General features: G+C 61.1%; 23 protein-coding genes and 1 riboswitch. Of the genes, 16 read left to right on the top strand and 7 right to left on the bottom strand.

The window, feature by feature from the left end; all coding sequences use genetic code 11:
• Positions 1-30 precede the first annotated feature (30 nt).
• Positions 31-759, top strand: coding sequence for a dienelactone hydrolase family protein (locus RHP74_RS22015; protein WP_010456825.1), 729 nt, complete (start codon positions 31-33; stop codon positions 757-759).
• A 135-nt stretch (positions 760-894) separates the two neighbouring features.
• On the opposite strand, the gene RHP74_RS22010 is transcribed toward RHP74_RS22015, so the two are convergent.
• Both RHP74_RS22010 and RHP74_RS22005 read right to left on the bottom strand, forming a co-directional pair.
• Positions 895-1755 (bottom strand): pirin family protein, encoded by an 861-nt coding sequence (locus RHP74_RS22010; RefSeq protein ID WP_221107012.1) that lies wholly within the window; start codon positions 1753-1755, stop codon positions 895-897.
• Positions 1756-1816: 61 nt separating this feature from the next.
• Positions 1817-2233: an OsmC family protein gene (locus RHP74_RS22005; protein WP_010456822.1), complete on the bottom strand. Its 417-nt coding sequence runs from the start codon at positions 2231-2233 to the stop codon at positions 1817-1819.
• Positions 2234-2375: 142 nt separating this feature from the next.
• Here RHP74_RS22005 and RHP74_RS22000 point away from each other — a divergent pair, with 142 nt between their 5' ends.
• From RHP74_RS22000 to RHP74_RS21990, 3 genes are all read left to right on the top strand, one after another.
• Positions 2376-3386, top strand: coding sequence for an amidohydrolase family protein (locus tag RHP74_RS22000; protein ID WP_409201916.1), 1011 nt, complete (start codon positions 2376-2378; stop codon positions 3384-3386).
• Between the two features lie 149 nt (positions 3387-3535).
• Positions 3536-4912 (top strand): pyridoxal-phosphate dependent enzyme, encoded by a 1377-nt coding sequence (locus RHP74_RS21995; RefSeq protein WP_077749778.1) that lies wholly within the window; start codon positions 3536-3538, stop codon positions 4910-4912.
• Positions 4909-6087 carry a PLP-dependent aspartate aminotransferase family protein gene (locus tag RHP74_RS21990; protein ID WP_311096291.1) on the top strand — a complete coding sequence of 393 codons (1179 nt, stop codon included), beginning with the start codon at positions 4909-4911 and terminating at the stop codon, positions 6085-6087. Before RHP74_RS21995 ends, RHP74_RS21990 begins: the two co-directional genes overlap by 4 nt.
• Before the next feature lie 64 nt (positions 6088-6151).
• Here the strand turns inward: RHP74_RS21990 and RHP74_RS21985 are convergent, their stop codons facing one another.
• Genes RHP74_RS21985 through purM form a run of 3 tightly spaced genes read right to left on the bottom strand, consistent with a single transcriptional unit; the run spans position 6152 to position 8582 of the window.
• A complete protein-coding gene (locus tag RHP74_RS21985; protein ID WP_077749780.1) occupies positions 6152-6865 on the bottom strand; it encodes a DUF3108 domain-containing protein in 714 nt (237 codons plus the stop codon).
• A gap of 8 nt (positions 6866-6873) precedes the next feature.
• Positions 6874-7524 carry a phosphoribosylglycinamide formyltransferase gene (gene purN / locus RHP74_RS21980; protein WP_077749781.1) on the bottom strand — a complete coding sequence of 217 codons (651 nt, stop codon included), beginning with the start codon at positions 7522-7524 and terminating at the stop codon, positions 6874-6876.
• Complete coding sequence (gene purM, locus RHP74_RS21975) at positions 7524-8582, bottom strand: phosphoribosylformylglycinamidine cyclo-ligase (RefSeq protein ID WP_010456810.1); 1059 nt, start codon at positions 8580-8582, stop codon at positions 7524-7526. The genes purN and purM overlap by 1 nt, the downstream gene beginning before the upstream one ends.
• 384 nt (positions 8583-8966) lie before the next feature.
• Here purM and RHP74_RS21970 point away from each other — a divergent pair, with 384 nt between their 5' ends.
• From RHP74_RS21970 to RHP74_RS21945, 6 genes are all read left to right on the top strand, one after another.
• Positions 8967-10025 (top strand): DUF2066 domain-containing protein, encoded by a 1059-nt coding sequence (locus RHP74_RS21970; RefSeq protein WP_010456808.1) that lies wholly within the window; start codon positions 8967-8969, stop codon positions 10023-10025.
• 38 nt (positions 10026-10063) lie between these two features.
• On the top strand, positions 10064-11137 hold the full coding sequence (locus RHP74_RS21965) for an AI-2E family transporter (protein WP_311096290.1): 1074 nt from the start codon (positions 10064-10066) through the stop codon (positions 11135-11137).
• Between the two features lie 230 nt (positions 11138-11367).
• Complete coding sequence (gene hda, locus RHP74_RS21960) at positions 11368-12072, top strand: DnaA regulatory inactivator Hda (RefSeq protein ID WP_010456804.1); 705 nt, start codon at positions 11368-11370, stop codon at positions 12070-12072.
• A gap of 213 nt (positions 12073-12285) precedes the next feature.
• A complete protein-coding gene (locus RHP74_RS21955) occupies positions 12286-12912 on the top strand; it encodes a C40 family peptidase (protein WP_010456802.1) in 627 nt (208 codons plus the stop codon).
• 219 nt (positions 12913-13131) lie between these two features.
• A complete protein-coding gene (locus RHP74_RS21950; protein WP_010456801.1) occupies positions 13132-13668 on the top strand; it encodes a C40 family peptidase in 537 nt (178 codons plus the stop codon).
• A 22-nt stretch (positions 13669-13690) separates the two neighbouring features.
• The gene (locus RHP74_RS21945; protein ID WP_311096288.1) at positions 13691-14344 is read left to right on the top strand and encodes a class I SAM-dependent methyltransferase; all 654 of its coding nucleotides are present in this window, start codon (positions 13691-13693) and stop codon (positions 14342-14344) included.
• Positions 14345-14446: 102 nt separating this feature from the next.
• Here the strand turns inward: RHP74_RS21945 and RHP74_RS21940 are convergent, their stop codons facing one another.
• Both RHP74_RS21940 and RHP74_RS21935 read right to left on the bottom strand, forming a co-directional pair.
• Positions 14447-15760 carry a sorbosone dehydrogenase family protein gene (locus tag RHP74_RS21940; protein WP_077749785.1) on the bottom strand — a complete coding sequence of 438 codons (1314 nt, stop codon included), beginning with the start codon at positions 15758-15760 and terminating at the stop codon, positions 14447-14449.
• 67 nt (positions 15761-15827) lie between these two features.
• Positions 15828-16412 (bottom strand): hypothetical protein, encoded by a 585-nt coding sequence (locus RHP74_RS21935; RefSeq protein ID WP_077749786.1) that lies wholly within the window; start codon positions 16410-16412, stop codon positions 15828-15830.
• A 155-nt stretch (positions 16413-16567) separates the two neighbouring features.
• Positions 16568-16801: riboswitch (cobalamin riboswitch) on the top strand.
• 79 nt (positions 16802-16880) lie between these two features.
• On the opposite strand from RHP74_RS21935, the gene cobO reads away from it, so the two are divergent.
• From cobO to RHP74_RS21905, 6 genes are read left to right on the top strand one after another with little or no spacing between them, the layout of a single operon-like run.
• Positions 16881-17492, top strand: a complete 612-nt coding sequence (gene cobO, locus RHP74_RS21930; RefSeq protein WP_010456792.1) for a cob(I)yrinic acid a,c-diamide adenosyltransferase — start codon at positions 16881-16883, stop codon at positions 17490-17492.
• Between the two features lie 10 nt (positions 17493-17502).
• Positions 17503-18900: a cobyrinate a,c-diamide synthase gene (locus RHP74_RS21925; protein ID WP_311096287.1), complete on the top strand. Its 1398-nt coding sequence runs from the start codon at positions 17503-17505 to the stop codon at positions 18898-18900.
• Positions 18897-19547 carry a 5,6-dimethylbenzimidazole synthase gene (bluB, locus tag RHP74_RS21920; RefSeq protein WP_172791427.1) on the top strand — a complete coding sequence of 217 codons (651 nt, stop codon included), beginning with the start codon at positions 18897-18899 and terminating at the stop codon, positions 19545-19547. Before RHP74_RS21925 ends, bluB begins: the two co-directional genes overlap by 4 nt.
• Positions 19544-20452, top strand: coding sequence for an adenosylcobinamide-phosphate synthase CbiB (gene cbiB / locus RHP74_RS21915; protein WP_145305820.1), 909 nt, complete (start codon positions 19544-19546; stop codon positions 20450-20452). The genes bluB and cbiB overlap by 4 nt, the downstream gene beginning before the upstream one ends.
• Positions 20445-21437 (top strand): threonine-phosphate decarboxylase CobD, encoded by a 993-nt coding sequence (gene cobD, locus RHP74_RS21910; protein WP_010456784.1) that lies wholly within the window; start codon positions 20445-20447, stop codon positions 21435-21437. The genes cbiB and cobD overlap by 8 nt, the downstream gene beginning before the upstream one ends.
• Positions 21434-22885 carry a cobyric acid synthase gene (locus RHP74_RS21905; protein WP_311096286.1) on the top strand — a complete coding sequence of 484 codons (1452 nt, stop codon included), beginning with the start codon at positions 21434-21436 and terminating at the stop codon, positions 22883-22885. The genes cobD and RHP74_RS21905 overlap by 4 nt, the downstream gene beginning before the upstream one ends.
• The last annotated feature ends 29 nt before the right edge of the window (positions 22886-22914 follow it).

Here is a 22914-nt window from a genome sequence, read left to right as displayed (position 1 = left end):
CATTCTGGTGTCTTTTACTGGGAGTTAGTCATGAGCCAAATCACTGTTCGTTCCGTCGCTTATCAGCTTGATGGCCAGTCGTATGAAAGCCGTCTGGCGTTCGATGCCGACCACAAAGGCCCGCGCCCCGGTCTGTTGATGGCGCCGAACTGGATGGGTGTCAGCGCCGGTGCCGAGGAGATCGCCAAATCGGTGGCGGCCAAGGGTTATGTGGTGTTGATCGCCGACCTGTACGGCCAGTCGGTGCGTCCACAGAATGGCGACGAGGCGGGTGCAGCGATGATGCCGCTCAAGAACGACCGCGCCTTGCTGCGCAAGCGCATGCAAGCGGCGTTCGAACAGTTGCAAGGGCAGGGCGAGGCGGCGGTTGATACCTCGAAACTGGCGACCTTCGGTTTCTGCTTCGGCGGTTGCTGCGCACTGGAACTGGCCCGCACGGGCGCGCCGGTAAAAGCGGCGGTTTCGTTCCATGGCACGCTGGATACGCCGAACGTCAACGATGCTAAAACCATCAAGGGCTCGGTGCTGGTGTTGCACGGTGCATCCGACCCGCTGGTGCCGAAAGAGCAATTGCCGGCGTTTGAAGAGGAAATGAATGCGGCGGGCGTGGATTGGCAACTGCTGAGTTACGGCGGCGCGGTGCATTCGTTTACTGACCCGCATGCGAATGTGCCGGGCAAGATGATGTATGACGCGAAGACGGCGGCTCGGGCGTTTACTTCGATGCACAATCTGCTGGATGAAGTTTTTAAAGACTGATAGCTGATTCCGCCCTGACACTCTCGGTGTCAGGGCCGACCTCATCGCGAGCAGGCTCACTCCTACAATTGGAATGCATTCTCCCTTGTACGAGTGAGCCTGCTCGCGATGGCGGTGTAACTGTTACCGACGATGCTAAGGCAGCTCGATCCGCTCGCTTTCCCCCGGCACCGTCGGCCAATCCCCAGCCGCCCAGCGTCGTCGCGCTTCATCGATCGCCGCCGGATCGCTTGCCACAAAATTCCAGTTGATTCGCCGCGGCCCGTCCAGCGGTGCCCCGCCAAAGAGCACGGCATGACAGTCGCTCTCGGCGAACAACGTCATTTCCTCTCCGGCAGGCAGCACCACCAGCGCATGCGGCTCCAGCAGCTCGCCATCAAGCTGTGCGTCGCCGCTGAGCACGTACAGTGCCCGCTCTTCATGCTCGGTCGGGATCAGCAAGGTGGTCGCCGTTTGCAGGTTCAATTCCGCATACAGCGTAGGAGAAAGCACCGGCACCGGCGATTCCAGGCAAAAGCCTGACCCGGCAATCATGCGGATCTTCACGCCAAGGTTATCGCTGACCGGCAACGTCGCCGCCGGATGATGGCTGTAGTGGCCGGGCCCCTGTTCCTGCGTCTTGGGGGAGGCGAGCCAAACCTGCAAACCGTGCATCGTGAAGCCGCTTTGCTTCAAGGTTTCAGGCGTGCGTTCAACGTGAGCAATTGCACTGCCCGCCGTCATCCAGCTGACATCGCCGGCATCGACCACCTGATCGGAGCCGAGGCTGTCCTTGTGCTGGATTTTTCCTTCGAACAAATACGTGAGGGTGGACAGGCCAATGTGCGGGTGCTGACGGATGTTCATGCCTGTTCCCGCCGCATAACGGGTTTCGAGCATGTGGTCGAAAAAGACGAATGGTCCGACGCTGCGGCATTTGGCTGACGGCAGCGGGCGCAGAATCGGTTGGCCCTCGACATCTTCGGCGCGAGGGCGGATCACGAGTGGCGTGTTCATGGTGCATTCCAGGCTGAGCGGGTGACGCGTGGAGCATAACCCGCTTGCGCAGCCCTTGCCGCTATTGGCTGAAGGCACCTTCGGAGAGATGGGTTTCGATGCTCACCTCGGTGCTGGTCATCAGCTTGTGTACCGGGCAGCGGTCGGCCACGCGGTGCAACTCGTCGCGCTGGGCGTCGGTGAGCACGCCCTTGAGGGTCAGTTTGACGTGCAGGGCATATTTGCCTTTCTGCTCTTCGCTGTTGTCACGTTTGACTTCAACCGTGACGCCGGTCAGCGGAATGTCTTTCTTCTTTGCGTACAGCTTCAGTGTCAGGGCCTTGCAGGCACCCAGGGCCGCGTCGAAGTAGTCGTGTGGCTCAGGGGCCGAGCCTTCGCCGCCAGACGTGGTCGGCACATCGGCAAAAAGCTCGTGGTCATCGATCTGGACGCTGTGGCGAAAACCTTCGGCGGAAACGGTATTGACGGTAACGGTCATTGGGAGCCTCCCAGGCTAAAAAGTCATTCGATCAAAACAGACCTCGAAGTTATAGAGCATTCCTGATGATGCGCGTTCCACTTTCTTACCGGCTGAACCGTCTTGAGTGTGCAAAGGTCTACGTCTTTCCTGCCCCCGGAGAATGCCCGTGCCCCTGTTCCGTTTGAGCCTTGCCTGTTTGCTGGTGCTATCCAGTGCTTACGTCAATGCACGCGAATACGCCTACAGCGATGCGCACCTGCATTACGTGGACTTTTTTCAGGAAACCGCCGGCATGCCGACATTGCTCAAGGCCATGGACGACAATGCCATTGATCATGTGATGATTTCCGGGATCCCGGTGGCGAAGAAATGGCACGAAGACGAACCGAAGCGCCCGCGCTATTACGCCGGTGATGACGCCGATGCCTATTGGTACAGCGCGACGGATGTGATCGTCGCGGCAGCGGTAAACAAATTGACCCCCGAGCAGCGTCAGCGCTTTCACCCGTTCCTGTCCGGTTTCAACCCCAACGACAAAAACTCCGCAGCGCACATCCAGCGAATGCTCGATCTCAATCCGGGGCTGTGGCAGGGGATCGGCGAAGTGTTTACCCGGCACGATGACCTGACCGCGCTGACCGCTGGCGACACGCCACGGGCCAACAACGAAGCGATGACGCGGATCTATCACCTCGCGGCGGAGAACGACTTGCCGGTGATGCTGCACTCCAACATCACCTCCAAGCGTGAGAAAAATCCGCTGTACCTGTCGGAAGTCGAGGAGCCGTTGCGTAATCATCCGCATACACGATTCATTTGGGCGCACGCAGGCACCAGCGCCGAGGTCCATCGGCATCAAACCCGACTGGATTTTCTGTTGCCGACCCTGAGCCGAATGCTCGAGGCCTACCCCAATCTGTACATCGACCTGTCCTGGAGCATGCTGACGCCTTACCTGCTGGATGAGCAGGGCAAGCCTTCTGAAGCCTGGCGGGGACTGGTGGAGCGCTTCCCGGATCGCTTCATGCTCGGCTCTGATGTGGTGGGACGTTTCAACAAGCTGGGTAAGGAAATGCGCAGCTTCGACCCGTTTCTCGACGCCTTGCCTGAGCAGGTGGCGAGAAAAGTCGCGCGGGACAATTTTCTGTCGATTCTGCCTCGCAACCGTTAAGGCTGCGACGCTACCGGTTGGCTGCGCACGGTTGCGGATAGCGCATTCCCTGCCTATGTTCCTTGCGAGGCATTACTGGTGACTGGCGCACGAAGACCCGATGCCGGTTGCTGTCCATCCAGTGCGGATTCTCGCAGCGAGGTAACGACATGCCAAACGACTCCCGCCCTGCCGTGCTTGAACTGATTGGCAATACGCCGCTGGTGCGCGTCAGCCGTTTCGATACCGGCCCGTGTACGCTGTTTCTCAAACTCGAATCACAGAACCCCGGCGGTTCGATCAAGGACCGCATCGGTCTGGCGATGATCGACGCCGCCGAACGCGATGGCCGTCTGCAACCCGGCGGCACCATCGTCGAAGCCACCGCCGGCAACACCGGCCTCGGCCTGGCCCTGGTCGGCCGTGCCAAAGGCTATCGAGTGGTGCTGGTGGTGCCGGACAAAATGTCCACCGAGAAGGTGTTGCACCTCAAGGCCATGGGCGCCGAGGTGCACATCACCCGTTCCGACGTCGGCAAGGGTCATCCCGATTACTATCAGGACGTGGCGGCGCGGCTGGCGCAGGAGATTCCCGATGCGTTCTTCGCCGACCAATTCAACAACCCGGCCAATCCGCTGGCCCACGAATGCAGCACCGCGCCGGAGATCTGGGCACAGACCCAGCATGATCTGGATGCCATTGTCGTCGGCGTCGGTTCGGCCGGCACCCTGACCGGGCTGACGCGCTTCTTTCAACGTGTGCAACCGAACCTGGAAATGGTGCTGGCCGATCCGGTCGGTTCGGTGATGGCCGAGTACAGCCGCAGCGGCACCCTCGGCAAGGCCGGTTCATGGGCGGTGGAAGGCATCGGCGAAGACTTCATTCCATCGATTGCCGACCTTTCCAGCGTGCGCCACGCCTATTCGATCAGCGACGAGGAAAGCTTCGATCACGCCCGTCAACTGCTGCGTGCCGAAGGCATTCTCGGCGGTTCCTCGACTGGCACTTTGCTGGCGGCGGCGCTGCGTTATTGCCGCGAGCAGACCGAGCCGAAACGGGTGGTCAGCTTCGTCTGCGACACCGGCACCCGTTACCTGTCGAAGGTCTACAACGACCAGTGGATGAACGATCAGGGCCTGCTGCAATACAAGCGCTACGGCGATCTGCGCGACCTGATCGCGCGGCGTTTCGAGGATGGCCGCGTCATCAGCGTCGGCCCCGACGACACGCTGCTCACCGCCTTCCAGCGCATGCGCCTGGCGGATGTATCGCAATTGCCGGTGCTGGCGGACGGCAAGCGGCTGGTCGGCGTGATCGACGAATCCGATATTCTGCTGGGCGTGCACGAAGACGCTTCGCACTTGCGCATGCCCGTAGCCAGCGCCATGACTGACAAGTTACAAACCCTGCCGGCAAACGCCAGTCTGGCCGAACTGCAGGCGGAGCTCGATCGTGGTCTGGTGGCGATCATCGCCGATGCCTCGGGCTTCCATGGCCTGATTACGCGAGTCGACCTGCTCAATCACTTACGGAGATCGCTTACATGAGTCAGCACGATGAATCCGGCGCGCCCCGCGCCTTCGGCACCCGTGTGATCCATGCCGGACAGACGCCGGATCCTTCCACCGGGGCGCTGATGCCGCCGATCTACGCCAACTCCACTTACTTGCAGCAGAGCCCCGGCGTGCATAAGGGCCTCGACTATGGCCGCTCGCACAATCCGACGCGCTTTGCGCTGGAGCGTTGCGTGGCGGACCTCGAGGGCGGCACCCGGGCCTTCGCCTTTGCCTCCGGGCTGGCGGCGATTTCCACGGTGCTCGAACTGCTCGATGCCAACGCGCACATCGTCTCCGGCAACGACCTGTACGGCGGAACGTTTCGCCTGTTCGACAAAGTCCGTCAGCGCAGTGCCGGGCATCGCTTCAGCTACGTCGACCTGACCGACCTGTCCGCCTTCGAAGCGGCGTTGCAGGACGACACGCGGATGGTCTGTGTCGAGACGCCGAGCAATCCTTTGCTGCGCCTTTCTGATCTCGCCGCCATTGCGCGTATCTGCCGCGAGCGCGGCATCCTCTGTGTCGCCGACAACACCTTCGCCAGCCCATGGATCCAGCGCCCGCTGGAGTTGGGTTTCGATATCGTGGTGCACTCGACGACCAAGTACCTGAACGGCCACTCCGACGTGATCGGCGGCATTGCGGTGGTCGGGCAGAACGCCGAACTGGCCGAGCGCCTGGGTTTTTTGCAGAACGCGGTAGGTGCCATCGCCGGGCCGTTTGACGCGTTCCTCACCCTGCGCGGCGTGAAGACCCTGGCGTTGCGCATGGAGCGTCATTGCAGTAACGCGCTGGAGCTTGCGCAATGGCTGGACCGTCAGCCGCAAGTGGCACGCGTTTACTATCCGGGCTTGCCGTCGCACCCGCAGCACGAATTGGCGCGGCAGCAGATGCGTGGATTCGGCGGGATGATTTCCCTAGACCTGAACAGCGACCTGGCTGGCGCCAGACGCTTCCTTGAAAATGTGCAGATATTTGCCCTGGCCGAGAGCCTGGGCGGGGTGGAAAGCCTGATCGAGCATCCGGCAATCATGACGCATGCCACCATCCCCGCAGACACTCGTGCACAACTCGGGATCGGCGATGCGCTGGTGCGTTTGTCCGTGGGGGTCGAGGATGTCGAGGATCTGCGCGCTGACCTGGCTCAGGCGTTGGCGCGGATTTGACGTTCGGCAGGCATAAAAAAATCCGGAATCCCTGAGGGATTCCGGATTTTTGTTCATGCCCGGATCAGCTGCCTTTGACAGCCTTGCCGTTGACCGTACCGTCGAGGAGCATGATGTTGTACTCCTTGCCATCGGTTTCGACCTGTTGCAGGCGAACCAGCAGGTAATCCCAATCCTTGGCGAACCACAGGACGGTGATGCGCTTGCTTTGCGTCGGGTCGCGCACGCGCTCGACCTTGATCGCATCGATCTGGCCGGCCTTGGTGTCGACTTTCTCCGAACCCAGCACGCGGAAGTCATACGTATCGACTTCGCCATCATCGACGACCTGATAGCTCATGCTTTTTTTGCCGGCGGCCACATCGTGTTGCAGGGCCAGCTGATAGGTGGATTTGTCGACCATGCCACGGTTCAGCGGGATCTTGACCGCATCACCGCGATCGGTGCCAGTGACCATTTTGTTGGTCCAGTCGAAGTCCAGGTCGGCTTTCTTGGCTTTACCCAGACCACCGCGTTCGAAGTGGTAGGACTGGGGCAGCAACGTGTCCTTGTCCAGGGTCAGGGTGCTTTCTTCTGTCAGGCTGGCGATCATCATCGAGGCCTTGAAGCTGAGCTTCCAGACACCGTTGGCACCCTGGGTCAGGCTGCGTTCAGCCGTGCCACTCATGGGCAGCTGCTTCCAGTCGGCGGTGTAGCTGGCGGAGAAAGGTTGAAGGTCTGCAGCCTGCGCGAAAGGCAGGGCAAACAGAGCGCAAGCGAAGAGCAGGGCGCGACGCATAAAATCTCCTAGTTTCGAATCAAGTGGCCGCTGGCCGCGAGTAACTTTCCATCCAGTAAAGCACCTTGCTCACCGAGCGATAAACGACCTTCGGCAAACCAGCGTACAGCCATCGGGTAGATCAGGTGTTCCTGAACATGGACTCGCTGCGCCAGACTCTGCGGCGAATCGTGCAACTCTACCGGTATTACTGCCTGTACGACCAGTGGTCCGCCATCGAGTTCCTCGGTGACGAAGTGCACGGAGCAGCCATGTTCCGTGTCGCCGGCTTCCAGCGCGCGCTGATGAGTGTGTAACCCTTTGTATTTGGGTAGCAGCGAGGGATGGATGTTGAGCAGGCGACCCGCGTAGTGGCGCACGAAGTCAGCGCTGAGAATGCGCATGAAACCGGCCAGTACCACGAGTTTGGGGTTGAAGGCGTCGATCAGTTCGATCAGCGCGGCATCGAAGGCTTCGCGGCCTTCGAAAGCCTTGTGATCCAGGGAGCGGGTGTCGATACCCGCGTCCCTGGCGCGTTGCAGGCCGTAAGCGTCGGCGCGGTTGGAAATCACCGCGGCGATGCGGACCGGGCTGTCGCCGGTCCGCGTGCTGTCGATCAGGGCCTGCAAGTTACTGCCGGTGCCGGACAACAGCACCACCACATCACAGGTCTGGGACATCAATGAGCCTTGAGGTTCTTCAGTTCAACCTGGGCTGCGCCTTCGGCAGCGGTGGCGATCTGACCGATAACCCATGGCTGCTCGCCGGCTTCACGCAGGACGTTCAGGGCAGTTTCAACGTGCTCTTGAGCCACGCAGATGACCATGCCCACGCCGCAGTTCAGCACGCGGTGCATTTCGTTTTCGTCGACGTTGCCTTTCTCTTGCAGCCAGTCGAACACGGCAGGGCGGGTCCAGCTTGCGACGTCAACCACGGCTTGGGCGCCTTTTGGCAGTACGCGCGGGATGTTGTCCAGCAGGCCGCCACCGGTGATGTGGGCCATGGCTTTGACCGCGCCGGTGTCCTTGATCAGCTTGAGCAACGGTTTCACGTAGATGCGGGTCGGGGCCATCAGCAGGTCGGTCAGCGGTTTGCCGTCGAGCTGGATGTTTTCGATATCGGCACCGGAGACTTCGATGATCTTGCGGATCAGCGAGTAGCCGTTGGAGTGCGGGCCGGAAGACGGCAGGGCGAGCAGGGCATCGCCGGCAGCGACTTTCGAACCGTCGATGATTTCGGATTTTTCCACGACGCCGACGCAGAAGCCGGCCAGGTCGTAGTCTTCGCCTTCGTACATGCCAGGCATTTCAGCGGTTTCGCCGCCGACCAGGGAGCAGCCGGACAGTTCACAGCCAGCGCCGATGCCGGTCACGACCTGGGTCGCGGTTTCGACGTTCAGCTTGCCGGTGGCGTAGTAGTCGAGGAAGAACAGCGGCTCGGCGCCGCAGACCACCAGGTCGTTCACGCACATGGCCACCAGGTCGATGCCGATGCTGTCGTGCTTGTTCAGGTTCAAAGCCAGGCGCAGCTTGGTGCCCACGCCGTCGGTGCCGGAAACCAGTACGGGCTGCTTGTAGCCGGCCGGGATTTCGCAGAGGGCGCCGAAACCGCCCAGGCCGCCCATGACTTCCGGGCGCGCAGTGCGCTTGGCGACGCTCTTGATGCGTTCGACCAATGCTTCACCGGCGTCGATGTCTACACCGGCGTCCTTGTAGCTCAGGGAGGGTTGCTTGCTCATGATCCAGGCCTTTAGGGGGGATTCAGGGGTAACGACCGAGTCCAGTGGGACCGCTGAAATAAACGAAGGCGAGCGCCTTGCACGAATTTCAGGGTGCCCGGCTGTTGCCGGTCTGCGAAGGCGCGCGATTTTATCAGGCTTGAAGGGCAGCGGCCATCCTCACGCCGACGGCAGGGGCATATCGGCTGAAAAAAACCTCTATTGCCCGTGTTGGTCGCCGCCTCGATGGCTGTATAAGGTATCGCGATTAACCGTCTATCGTTATGACAGTGCGAAAAACTTAGTCAGATCGTGGTGAATGTTTTGCGCAGGGATGTGGTCACAGCCTTGCTCGATCATCTTCATGCGGTCTGTTCCAGCCGCTCTCGTCGTCAGGAATCTCCCATGCGTTTTTTTTCCAGATTTTTATTTGCAGGCTGTTTTTCACTGGTCAGCCTGGCGAGTCATGCCGAAACCGTCAAAGGCCTGTATCAAGTGCGTGAGCCTGTCAGCAGTCAATCGTCTGAGGAGCGCGACCAGGCGACCCAGCGCGCGCTGGACACCCTGGTGCTGCGCCTGACCGGTGATCCCAAGGCGGCGCAAAGTCCGGGGTTGGCGGCGCTGCGCAAAGACCCGCAACAGATCATCAGTCAATACGGTTTCGACGCCGGTCCGCCGGAAGTGCTGAAAGTCGATTTCGACCCGGCCAGCACCGAACAAGCCTTGCGCCGCGCCGGGTTGTCTTTGTGGGGGACGAATCGGCCGTCGATCCTGAGTTGGTGGTTGAACGACTCCGCCGAGGGATCGAGCCTGGTGGGCGATGGCCAGTCCAGCGCCGCGCCGTTGCGTCGCGCAGCCCAGCATCGTGGTCTGCCGTTGCGGTTGCCGTTGGCGGACCTGAGTGAGCAACTGGTGGCTACGGCACCCAACCTTGAAGGGGCAGATGCAACGCCGTTGCGCGCTGCCTCGGACCGTTACAACGCCGATGCCTTGCTCGCGGTGCATGCCCGGGAAGAGGGTGGCCAGTGGCAGGCCAAATGGAACATGTGGCTGGGCGACAAGAAAGAGGCGGGCAGCGTACAAGGGGTGGATCAGGCTGCTGTGGCCGATGCGGTGATGCTGGCGGTCAGTGAGCGACTGGCACCGCGGTTTGTCGTCAAGCCGGGCGCTTCGGGCGAACAATTGCTGGAAGTGCAGGGCATGAACCTGGAACGCTACGCCGCCCTTGGACGCTTGCTGGAGCCCTTTAGGGCGCGCCTGCAAACGGTTGATGGCGAGCGCATTCTCTATCGGGTCAATGGCAGCGCCGAGCAGTTACGTTCGCAGCTGTCCCTCGCGAAGTTGCAGGAAGTTCCAGCCGGTGAGGCGCCTGCACCGGCAGCGCCTGCGCAGCCAGCCGAGGGTGCGGCGCCGGTCGTAGCACCAACCCCGGCACCGGTGCCACAGCTGAGATTCCGTTGGTAAGGTTTTCTTTCTTTATATAGATGCATATGGAGTGGTACATGGCGGATACGCGGCGTTGGTTCTGGTTGGGTGGGGTGGTTCTGCTCTGCGTGTTTGTCTGGTTGTTGCATCCGATCCTGACGCCCTTTCTGGTCGCGTTGCTGCTGGCCTATCTGTTCGATCCGCTGGTGGATCGGCTGGAAAAGGCCGGTCTGTCGCGCACCTGGGGCGTGGTGGCGGTGTTTGCGCTGTTCACCTTGATCTTCACCACATTGCTGCTGGTGCTGGTGCCGATGCTCGCCAAGCAGTTATTTCGCTTGTATGAACTGGCGCCGCAGATGCTCGACTGGCTGCAGCACACCGCACTGCCGTGGGCGCAATCAAAATTCGGACTGTCGGATAACTTCTGGAAGTTCGACAAGCTCAAGGCCGCGATTAGCGAACACATGGGCCAGACCACCGACATCGTCGGGGTGGTGCTGAGTCAGGCGACGGCGTCCGGGCTGGCGTTGATCGGCTGGCTGGCGAATCTGGTGCTGATCCCTGTCGTGAGTTTCTACCTGCTGCGGGACTGGGACCTGATGATGGCCAAGATCCGCAGCCTGCTTCCCCGTGATCGTGAAGAACGCGTCGTGACCCTGGCGGGCGAATGCCATGAGGTGCTGGGGGCATTTGTGCGCGGGCAGTTGCTGGTGATGCTGGCGCTGGGCGTGATCTACGCTGCGGGCTTGATGCTGGTGGGTCTGGAGCTGGGGTTGTTGATCGGTCTGATCGCAGGCCTGGCGGCCATTGTGCCGTACATGGGGTTTGTCATCGGGATCGGCGCGGCGTTGATCGCCGGCCTGTTCCAGTTCGGTGGCGATCTGTATCCCATGATCGGCATCGTTGCGGTGTTCATGGTCGGGCAGGCACTGGAAGGCATGGTGCTAACGCCGTTGCTGGTGGGCGATCGTATCGGTCTGCACCCGGTGGCGGTGATCTTCGCGATTCTGGCGGGGGGCGAACTGTTCGGCTTTACCGGCGTGTTACTGGCGTTGCCGGTGGCGGCAGTGATCATGGTGCTGGTGCGCCATGTGCATGATTTGTATAAGGATTCTGATATCTACAGTGGTGTCGACGAACTGGAGCTGTAAGAGTCGTTGAAGTCCTGTGGCGGGCGGCCTGGTTCCATGCCAGGTCGGCCCGTATCCCTCGCGCGGCTGTCACATGCGCCGCCAAAGAAACTGTCATGAAACCAGGGCGTTAACGCAAACCTTTGATTTTGCTTGTGGTCTGTCGCATTGTGCGACCCGCCTCACGGGTATAAACTTCGCAAACTTTACACAGAGGCCACTAACGGTTCCTTTGGAACTGTTCAGTCAGCATGAAACCGATTCAGCTGCCCCTAGGTGTGCGTCTGCGTGATGACGCTACCTTTATCAATTACTACCCAGGCGCCAATGCCGCTGCACTCGGCTATGTCGAGCGGCTATGCGAAGCCGACGCCGGCTGGACAGAAAGCCTGATTTATCTCTGGGGCAAGGACGGGGTAGGGCGCACGCACTTGTTGCAGGCCGCCTGCCTGCGCTTCGAACAACTGGGGGAGCCGGCGGTGTATCTGCCGCTGGCCGAGCTGCTGGACCGCGGCATCTCGATCCTCGACAACCTCGAACAATACGAACTGGTCTGCCTGGATGATTTGCAGGCCGTGGCCGGCCGGGCGGATTGGGAAGAGGCGTTGTTCCATCTGTTCAATCGTCTGCGCGACAGCGGTCGGCGTCTGTTGATTGCTGCATCAACCTCGCCGCGTGAATTGCCGGTGAAACTGGCTGACCTGAAATCGCGCCTGACCCTGGCACTGATCTTCCAGATGCGTCCGCTCTCTGACGAAGACAAATTGCGCGCCTTGCAACTGCGAGCATCCCGTCGCGGCCTGCACCTGACCGATGAAGTCGGGCATTTTATTTTGACTCGGGGTACCCGCAGCATGAGCGCGCTTTTCGAGCTGCTTGAGCGTCTCGATCAGGCCTCCCTTCAAGCTCAGCGCAAGCTGACGATCCCGTTCCTGAAAGAAACTTTAGGCTGGTAAAACCTAAGCTTGGCGGGGGTTTTGGCATATTTCAGGCGCCAGAAAATCTGCTTTCCTACAGGGTGCAGGCTGCGCGAGTGTCTAAATGGGGCTTAAGCGCTTAGATGTAATCACGAAACCGGGAAGTCACATAAAGTTCGATTGAATTTGCAAATGAGGATGATAGCGGGCATAGTCTCGGCTTCTTTACAACTATCAGCCACGGTCGTGCCCATGCTAAAGCGCTTCGCACCCCTCGTGCCTCTCGCACTCGTCACCCTGTTGTTCGGTTGCGCTGCCCACTCCCCAGTGACTCAGCAAGAGCAACAACAGCAGGTCAAGAATTCAGTTACTGCGCAGTCTTCTTCCGTTCTTTTCCAGGAAGAGCTAGCCACCGATAAAGAACTGGCAAACTTCGCCGATGGCAAGTCGTACCAGCTTCCGGTTCTGGCTGACAGCATCCTCGAGCGTGGCATGTCCCTGATCGGTACCCGTTACCGTTTCGGCGGCACCTCCGAGGCTGGCTTCGATTGCAGCGGTTTCATCGGTTATCTGTTTCGTGAAGAAGCCGGCATGAACCTGCCGCGCTCCACTCGCGAAATGATCAACGTCGACGCTCCGCTGGTAGCTCGCAGCGCGCTGAAGCCGGGTGATCTGCTGTTCTTCGCCACCAATGGTCGTCGTGGTCGTGTCAGTCACGCCGGGATCTACCTGGGTGACAACCAGTTCATCCACTCCAGCAGCCGCAAAAGCGGTGGTGTCCGGGTCGATAGCCTGGGCGACAGCTACTGGAGCAAGACCTTCATCGAAGCCAAACGCGCCCTCGCGATGGCTCCGACCGTGGTCACTGCACGCAAATAAGGCTTAACCTGTCGCCACGTGGGTGGCGACAACTACCTCTTCGCAACGAAGTAGGCGGACACTTTGTAAGGCGAACTTAAAGTCTTACTTGAAGTTTGGCCCATAGCCGCTAGAATCCAGATCTATTATTGATGGCAAACCGCCTGCGTCCTGCGCAGGCGGTTTTCTTTTCTGCCTTCCCGGCAGAAAAAGCCGCAGCCAGATCAGGATGTTCTGCTTATGACGATGTCGGCCCGCCTCGCAATCATGTTCTTCGCAGCGCTGCTCAGCGCCTGCGCCAGTCGCACACCGCCGCCTGCGCCGGTGGTTCGTGCACCCATTGTTTTCGGTAACCCGCAACCCTTTTCCCCCGAGGCAGAAGACGTGCTGTTCCGCGCGCTGGGCCTGGTGGGCACGCCGTATCGTTGGGGGGGCAACACGCCGGATTCGGGTTTCGATTGCAGCGGCCTGATCGGTTACGTCTACCATGACGTCACCGGTATTTCCCTGCCGCGTACCACCCGAGAAATGATCAGCATGCAGGCGGCCAACGTCGGCAAGGAAGGCCTGCAAACCGGTGACTTGATCTTCTTCGCCACCAATGGTGGATCCCAGGTCAGTCATGCCGGTATCTACGTCGGTGAAGGTCGCTTCGTTCATGCGCCGGCCACTGGCGGCACGGTGAAGCTCGACAGCCTGTCCAAGGCTTACTGGCAGAAGGCTTATCTGAGCGCCAAGCGCGTTCTGCAGCCTGAACACCTGGCGCGTAATCCGTAGCGTCCTGTCCGAAGAGGTTGTCATGACCGCTCGCACTCTCAATCTCGACGATGCCCTGTATCAATACCTGCTCGACGTTTCCCTGAGGGAAACGCCGCTGCTCAAGCGCTTGCGCGACGAAACCCAGGCGATGCCAATGGCGCGCTGGCAGGTAGCGCCGGAGCAGGGGCAGTTCCTCGCGTTATTGGTCAAACTCATTGGTGCCAAGCGCTTGCTGGAAGTCGGTACGTTTACCGGTTACAGCGCCCTGTGCATGGCCGCTGCATTGCCGCAGGGCGGTTCGCTGATTTGCTGCGACATTCCCGGCGACTACAACGCTATCGCACGCCGTTATTGGCAGGAAGCAGGGCTGGCCGAGCGAATTGACCTGCGGCTGGCCCCTGCACTGGAAACGCTCGCCATGCTGGATCAGCCGGAGGCGTTCGACCTGATCTTCATTGATGCCGACAAGTCCAACTATCCGAACTATCTGGAGCATGCACTGCGTCTGCTGCGCGTCGGCGGGCTGGCGGTGTTCGATAACACGCTGTGGAGTGGGAGGGTGCTTGAGGAGAGTCCCGAGAGTGCAGACACCCGAGCCATCCAGGCGCTCAATCGCGCCTTGAAGAATGACGTGCGTGTGGATCTGTCGTTGTTGCCGTTGGGTGATGGGCTCACGCTCTGTCGTAAACGCTGACCCTTGTAGGAGCGAGGCTTGCCCGCGAAGGTATCGGCACATCCAACATTGATGTTGCCTGTCCTACAGCCTTCGCGGGCAAGCCTCGCCCCTGCAGGGCGGCTATTTAGCGGCCGAAACGCGCCACACCTTGTTCCCCACATCATCGGCCACCAGCAAAGCGCCCTGCTGATCAATCACCACGCCTACGGGCCGACCCATGGCTTTTTCATCTTCGTTGAGGAAGCCTGTCAGTACATCAACCGGTTGGCCGGTCGGCTTGCCACCCGCGAACGGGACGAAAATCACTTTATAGCCACTGTGCGGCTTGCGATTCCAGGAGCCATGCTGGCCGATGAAGGCGCCTTCCTTGAATTGCGCGGGAAGTGTGTTGCCCTCGGCAAACGACAGGCCCAGCGATGCGGTATGTGGGCCGACCGCATAATCCGGGGCAATGGCCTTGGCCACCAGATCTGGGTTTTGCGGCTCGACGCGGATATCGACGTGCTGGCCGTAGTAGCTGAAGGGCCAGCCATAGAACCCGCCATCCTTCACCGACGTGATGTAGTCCGGCACCAGGTCGCTGCCGATTTCGTCGCGCTCATTGACCGCCGTCCACAGGGCGCCGGTCTGAGGTTCCCAGGCCAGGCCGTTCGGATTACGAATCCCCGAGGCGAAGATCCGGTGATTGCCGGTGGCGCGATCCACTTCCCAGATCGCCGCACGACCTTCCTCCTGATCCAGGCCGTTTTCGCCGACGTTGCTGTTGGAGCCGACGGTGACGTACAGCTTGCTCCCGTCCTTGCTGGCGATGACGTTTTTGGTCCAGTGGTGATTCAGCGTGCCGCCCGGCAGATCGACCACCTTGATCGGCTGCGACTTGATTGCGGTGTCGCCATTTTCATAATGAAAGCGCAGCAAGCGGTCGGTATCGGCGACATACAGGTCATTGCCGACCAGGGTCATGCCGAAGGGCGAATTGAGGTTTTCCAGGAACACCGTGCGGGTTTCGGCGATGCCGTCGTGGTCCTTGTCCCGCAGCAGCGTGATGCGGTTGGGGCTAGGGACGCCGGCGCCGGCACGGCCCATGACTTTGCCCATCACCCAGCCGCGAATGCCTTTGCCGTCATCGGGTTTGGGAGGGGCATTGGTTTCCGCCACCAATACATCGCCGTTGGGCAGCACGTAGAGCCAGCGCGGGTGATCGAGCCCTTCGGCAAATGCCGCTACCTGAGTGCCTGCCGCAGCGGTGGGTTTTGCACCCTCCGGCCAGCCGATCGCCGGGGCGATATTCACCGTCGGGATCAGGGTCTTGTTCGGCTCGGGCAGCTTGGGTGACGGGCCGGTGCCGTCGGAGACTTGCAGGCTGGAGGTTTCACCACAGGCGGCGAGCCCTCCGGCGAGCGCGATGACGAGAACGAGCTGAGGCTTGCGCATGCTGGACTTCCCTATGAATGCATTGACTTAGTCATAGAGAAGCTTAGACACACTATGGTTCAACCGGTCAGCCGCGGGCTTCCTTGAGCAGCACGGCGATGCCGGGGTGATAGTGACCGGCTTCGTTGCGCAACTTGCGATAGGCGTACGGGAAATACCAGGCCACGGCGCAGCTGTGTTCCTTTTGCAGGTCGTCGACCATGTCCTGGAGTTCTTCCGGGGTCGCGCTCTGTTGGGCCTTTTGTGGCGCAACGAACAGGCAGCCGAGTTTCAGGTCGCTGGCGTAGCTGATGCGTTTGGCGTCGCTGGTGATGTCCTGCAGCGCCTGGCTCAGGTTCAGGCTGTTGACCTTCGGCCAGCGTTGAGTGGCCTGAAGGTAGGCGCGTTCTTCGGCGGTGGCGATAAACAGGTCGGCGCGGCTGTTGCGTTCGCCTTCTTCGTTCTGTTTACGGGTCGGCGTTTGTTGCAGCGTGACCATTTCCGCCATCCAGGCCGCGGCGCAGAGCAGGCCAAGGTTGGCTTTCTCGTCGTACCAATAAGGCGTGTCGTTATCGCCGCGCACGGCGTTAAAGCGGTCGATACAGTCAAACCAGCGTTCCAGCACCGGTCGCAGGAATTCCAGCTTCGGATTACTGATGATCATGCCTTGCATGTCGCTCACCCTTGTAATTGTGTTGTTGGGTTTATGGCGCTTTGATATCACTGCTGGCAGTATGGCGCAAGATTGACGTCAGGTTATTGATGGGCGGCAGTCTATCGAGAATCCGTGCCCTGTCTTCAATTGACGCTCCCCCCCCAACCCTCTAACCTTCGCGGCTTGTTTCAGGTGCTCTGTGGCGAAGCCGACAGAGTGAAACAGGGAAGCCGGTGAGTGACTCTCTTCAAGCGACGAAGAGTCATGATCCCGGCGCTGCCCCCGCAACGGTAAATGAGTAAAGACTGCGTCTTGAGCCACTGTGTCGACTGTCGATATGGGAAGGCGCGCAGTCCGGCGCAAGCCGCTCATGAGCCCGGAGACCGGCCTGATTCATCCAACGGCATCACGGTGGGCGATGCCAGGCTTGTTGCCGTCTATTCTTGTGCCTGCCCGCCGTTATCCAGCCTCAACGGAGAGCTCCCCATGACTGATTCCCCTGATCGTGACGAACGCCACCTGGCGCGCATGCAGCGCAAAAAAGCGGTGATCGACGAACGCATCGCCAACTCCCCGAACGAATGCGGCCTGCTGCTGGTGCTGACCGGCAACGGCAAAGGCAAGAGCAGCTCGGCCTTCGGCATGCTTGCCCGGTCCATGGGCCACGGCATGCAGTGCGGCGTGGTGCAGTTCATCAAGGGCCGTAACAGCACTGGCGAAGAGCTGTTCTTCCGCCGCTTCCCGGAGCAGGTGCGTTTTCATGTGATGGGCGAGGGCTTCACTTGGGAAACCCAGGACCGCCAGCGTGACATCGCCGCCGCCGAGGCCGCATGGGCGGTGTCTCAGGAACTGCTGCGTGACCCGTCGATCGGTCTGGTGGTGCTGGATGAGTTGAACATCGCCCTCAAGCACGGCTACCTCGACCTCGATCAGGTTCTCAGTGATTTGCAGGCGCGTCCGCCGATGCAGCACGTGGTGGTCACCGGTCGCGGCGCCAAGCCAGAGATGATCGAACTGGCCGACACAGTCACCGAAATGGGCGTGATCAAGCACGCGTTCCAGGCCGGCATCAAAGCGCAAAAAGGCGTCGAGTTGTGAGCCGCACTTTATGAATAGTCATCGTCATTGCCCGGCGGTATTGATTGCCGCGCCGGCCTCCGGTCAGGGCAAGACCACCGTCACCGCCGCGCTGGCCCGTTTGCACCGCAATCAGGGGCGCAAGGTCCGCGTGTTCAAATGTGGCCCGGACTTTCTCGATCCGATGATTCTCGAACGCGCCAGCGGTGCGCCGGTGTATCAACTGGACATGTGGATGGTCGGCGAGCAGGAAAGTCGTCGTCTGTTATGGGAAGCGGCCGGGGAAGCCGACCTGATCCTGATAGAAGGCGTCATGGGCCTGTTCGACGGCACGCCGTCCAGCGCCGACCTGGCGCGGCACTTCGGTGTGCCGGTGCTCGGCGTGATCGACGGCACGGCCATGGCGCAGACCTTTGGTGCGTTGGCGTTGGGGCTGGCGAAGTATCAGCCGGACTTGCCGTTTGCCGGTGTACTGGCCAACCGCGTGGGCACGCTGCGTCATGCGCAATTGCTCGAAGGCAGCCTGACGGAAGGCTTGCGCTGGTACGGCGCCTTGTCGCGGGAAACCGGGATCGAATTGCCCAGTCGGCACCTCGGTCTGGTCCAGGCCAGCGAGTTGAATGATCTGGACCTGCGCCTCGATGCGGCGGCTGAATCGCTGGCCAGCAGTTGCGATGTGGCGCTGCCGCCTGCCGTGGAGTTCGCCGGGCCCGACGTGATCGCCGCCGAGCCTTTGCTTAAAGGCATCCGAATTGCCGTGGCCCGTGATGAAGCGTTTGCCTTCACCTACGGCGCGAGCCTGGACTTGCTGCGGGCCATGGGCGCCGAGTTGCTGTTCTTCTCGCCGATCCGCGATGCTGATCTACCGGAAGCTGACAGCCTTTATCTGCCGGGCGGTTATCCGGAACTGCACCATGTGGCGCTGTCACAGAACACCTCGATGCTCGACGCGATCCGCGCCCATCATGCCGCCTGCAAACCGTTGCTGGCCGAGTGCGGCGGGATGTTGTACCTGCTCGATTCGTTGACTGATGTCGAGGGTACTCGCGCCGAACTGGTGGGCTTGCTCAAAGGTGATGCGGTGATGCAAAAGCGTCTGGCCGCGCTGGCGTTGCAAGCGGTTGAGTTGCCGGAAGGTTCACTGCGTGGGCACACCTATCACCATTCCTTGACCAGCACCGAACTTGAGCCGATTGCCCGTGGACTCAGTCCGAACGGCGGGCGTGGGGCGGAGGCGGTTTACCGAGAGGGGCGGATGACCGCCTCTTATGTGCATTTTTATTTTCCGTCCAATCCCACCGCAGTCGCCGCGCTTTTTGCGCCTGACCTTGATGCCGCCTTCGCGAGCAGGCCGAATCGTCGCACCGTCGCTCCTACAATGGATCACCTAACCCCTGTAGGAGCGAGCCTGCTCGCGAAGAGGCCATGACCGACAACGCATTCTCCGAAGCCGAACGCGAAGCGGTCTACCGAGCCATCGCCGAACGTCGCGACATGCGCCACTTCAGCGGCGGCACCGTCGAGCCCGAGTTGTTGCGGCGTCTGCTCGAAGCCGCCCACCAGGCCCCGAGCGTCGGCCTGATGCAGCCCTGGCGCTTCATCCGCATCAGCGACCGGGCCCTGCGAGGCAACATCCAGCGACTGGTGGAAGAAGAACGCATCCGCACCGCCGAAGCCCTCGGCGAGCGCACTGACGAATTCATGAAGCTCAAGGTCGAAGGCATCAACGACTGCGCCGAGGTATTGGTCGCCGCGCTCATGGACGATCGCGAGCGCCACATCTTCGGTCGTCGCACCTTGCCGGAAATGGACATGGCCTCGCTGTCCTGCGCGATCCAGAACTTCTGGCTGGCCTCCCGCGCCGAAGGTCTGGGCATGGGCTGGGTGTCGCTGTTCGAACCGCAAGCGCTGGCGGACCTGCTGGGTTTGCCACCCGGGGCCAAGCCGTTGGCGGTTCTTTGCCTCGGCCCGGTCAAGGAATTCTATGCGGCGCCGATGCTGGTACTCGAAGGGTGGGCGCAGGCGCGTCCGCTCAGTGAGTTGCTGTATGAAAATTATTGGGGAGTGAGTCAATGAGTGTGGCGTTATTGAGTGTCGCCGCGGTTGCGCTGGACGCGCTGCTGGGTGAACCCAAACGCTGGCATCCGCTGGTGGCGTTCGGCCGTTTTGCCGACCGTATCGAGCAACGTTTCAACGGTGAGGGACGTGGCTGGCGAAGCCATGGCGTCACCGCGTGGGTGATCGCGGTCGTGCCGCTGACCTTGCTTGCCACGGCTTTTTCCTGGGCACCGTATGTGGGCTGGATTGTCGAGATTCTCGCGCTCTATTGCGCCCTCGGCATGCGTAGCCTCGGTGAGCACGTCGAGCCGGTGGCCAAGGCTTTGCGCAGCGATGATCTGGACGAAGCCCGCAAGCGCGTGGGTTATTTGGTCAGCCGTCAGACCAGCGAACTGGATCAAACCGAAGTGGCCCGTGCCGCCACTGAATCTGTCCTGGAGAACGGCAGCGACGCGGTATTTGCTGCGCTGTTCTGGTTTGCCGTGGCCGGTGCGCCCGGTGTGGTGCTCTATCGCTTGAGTAACACCCTCGATGCCATGTGGGGTTACCGCAACGAACGCTTCGAACGTTTCGGTTGGGCGGCGGCGAAGATCGACGATGTCCTCAACTACATGCCTGCACGCCTGGTGGCGTTGACCTACGCGCTGCTGGGCAAAACCCGGCTGGCCTTGAAATGCTGGCGCACCCAGGGCCCGACCTGGGACAGTCCCAACGCCGGGCCCGTCATGGCGGCCGGTGCCGGTGCGCTCGGCGTCGAGTTGGGCGGGGCGGCGATCTATCACGGTGAATTGCATCAGCGCCCGCAACTGGGCGAAGGCGTGCCGGCGGATGCCGATTCCATCGACCGTGGCTGGCAATTGGTTCAGCGCGGGGTATGGTTATGGCTGCTGATTCTCTGCGTGGGAGCTGAATTCTATGCTTGAGCACGGAGGTCGCTTGCGCAAGGCCGCGCTCGAATACGGCATTGCCGAAGCTGACTGGCTGGATCTGTCCAGCGGTCTCGCGCCGTGGCCCTTCCCGATCCCGGACATTCCGTTGCGCGCCTGGGCGCGCTTGCCGGAAACCGATGATGGTCTGGAGCAGGCTGCTTGCGATTATTACGGCACCGGACAGGTGCTGCCGGTGGCCGGTTCGCAAATGGCCATCCAGTTACTGCCGCGTTTGCGTCGGGCCGGTAAGGTCGGCGTGCTGTCGCCGTGTTACGCCGAACACGCGCACGCATGGCGCAGCAATGGTTACATCGTGCGCGAGGTGCTGGAGCAGGAAGTCGACTTCTATATCGACAGCCTCGACGTGCTGGTGGTGGTCAACCCGAACAACCCGACAGGCTTGAGCCTGAGCCCGAGTCGCTTGCTCGACTGGCATGCCCGACTGGCCTCGCGCGGCGGCTGGCTGGTGGTGGACGAAGCGTTCATGGACAACACGCCGGCGTTGAGCCTCGCGCCGTTTGCCCATCAGGTCGGCCTGATCGTGCTACGTTCCTTCGGCAAGTTTTTTGGCTTGGCCGGTGTGCGGTTGGGCTTTGTGCTGGCTGAGCGCAAGTTGCTCAAACTGCTCGCAGAGCAGGTGGGCCCGTGGGCGGTCAGCGGGCCGACACGGGTGTTGGGCCAAGCCTGTTTGCTGGACACCGAAGGCCATGCAAGGCAGCGCGCACGCAGCGAAGAGGCCGGCAAACGCCTGGCACTTTTGCTTGGGCAGTATGGTTTGCAGCCGCAGGGTGGCTGCGCCTTGTTTCAATGGCTGATGACCGAGCATGCCGAAGCGCTTCACGAGTTCATGGCCAGGCGCGGCATCTTGCTGCGGCTGTTCGCCCACAACAGCAGCGTGCGTTTCGGCTTGCCGGCGGATGAAGCCGATTGGCTGCGTCTTGAGCAAGCGCTTCAAGCCTTCGTAAAGGAAGCCCAATGACAACATTGATGGTGCAGGGCACCACCTCCGACGCCGGTAAAAGCACGCTGGTGACGGCGTTGTGTCGCTGGGTCACGCGTCAGGGCGTGCGCGTCGTGCCGTTCAAACCGCAGAACATGGCCCTCAACAGTGCCGTGACCGCCGACGGCGGCGAGATCGGCCGCGCCCAGGCGGTGCAGGCCCAGGCGGCCAACCTGGAACCGCACACTGACATGAATCCGGTGCTGCTCAAGCCCAACAGCGACACCGGCGCACAGGTCATCATCCATGGTCGCGCGGTCACGACCATGAACGCCGTCGCCTATCACGACTACAAAGCCATCGCCATGCAAGCCGTGCTGGCTTCCCATGAACGATTGAGCGCGGCGTATCCGGTGGTCATGGTCGAAGGCGCGGGCTCGCCGGCCGAGATCAATCTGCGTGCCGGCGACATTGCCAACATGGGCTTTGCCGAAGCGGTGGATTGTCCGGTGGTGTTGATCGCCGACATCAATCGCGGCGGGGTGTTCGCGCATCTGGTGGGCACGCTGGAACTGCTGTCGCCGACCGAGCAGGCGCGGGTCAAAGGCTTCATCATCAACCGTTTTCGCGGTGACCTCGCCTTGTTGCAACCCGGCCTCGATTGGCTGGAAGCGCGCACCGGCAAACCGGTGATCGGCGTACTGCCGTATGTGATGGATTTGCACCTGGAAGCCGAGGACGGCATCGATCAGCGCCAGGCCGACAAGGCTGAACGCGTGCTCAAAGTGCTGGTGCCGGTGCTGCCGCGCATCAGCAACCACACCGATTTCGATCCGCTGCGCCTGCATCCGCAAGTCGACCTGCAATTCATCGGCCCCGGCCAGGCAATCCCGCCGGCTGATCTGATCATTCTTCCCGGCTCGAAAAGTGTGCGCAGTGATCTTGCTTACCTGCGGGCCAATGGTTGGGACGCGGCCATCAATCGCCATCTGCGCTATGGCGGAAAAGTGCTGGGGATTTGCGGCGGTCTGCAGATGCTCGGTGAGCAGGTGCACGATCCGCTGGGCCTCGAAGGCGCGCCGGGTTCCAGTGCTGGCCTGGGCTTGCTGGCGTTCGAAACACAGCTCGAAGAAGAGAAGCAATTGCGCAATGTGCGCGGTCGTCTGGCGCTGGAGGATGCGCAGGTCAGTGGCTATGAAATCCATGCCGGGGTGACCACCGGGCCAGCGCTGGAAAACGCTGCGGTGCAGCTGGACGATGGTCGCTGCGATGGCGCGCAAAGTGTTGACGGGCAGATTTTCGGCACCTACTTGCATGGCCTGTTTGAATCCCCGGCGGCGTGCAGTGCGCTGCTGCGCTGGGCGGGTTTGCAGGAGGTGCAGGACGTGGATTACCACGGGTTGCGCGAGCGGGATATCGAGCGGTTGGCGGATCTGGTGGAGAAGCATTTGGATACCGCGTTGTTGCGTGAGCTTTGCGGTTTTTGAGAGGACGCTTTCGCGGGCAAGCCTCGCTC

Source organism: Pseudomonas sp. SG20052 (assembly GCF_031766055.1).
Lineage (GTDB): Bacteria > Pseudomonadota > Gammaproteobacteria > Pseudomonadales > Pseudomonadaceae > Aquipseudomonas > Aquipseudomonas mandelii.
The sequence above is the reverse complement of the archived record's forward strand: the minus strand, read 5'-3'. Positions and strand labels throughout refer to the sequence as shown.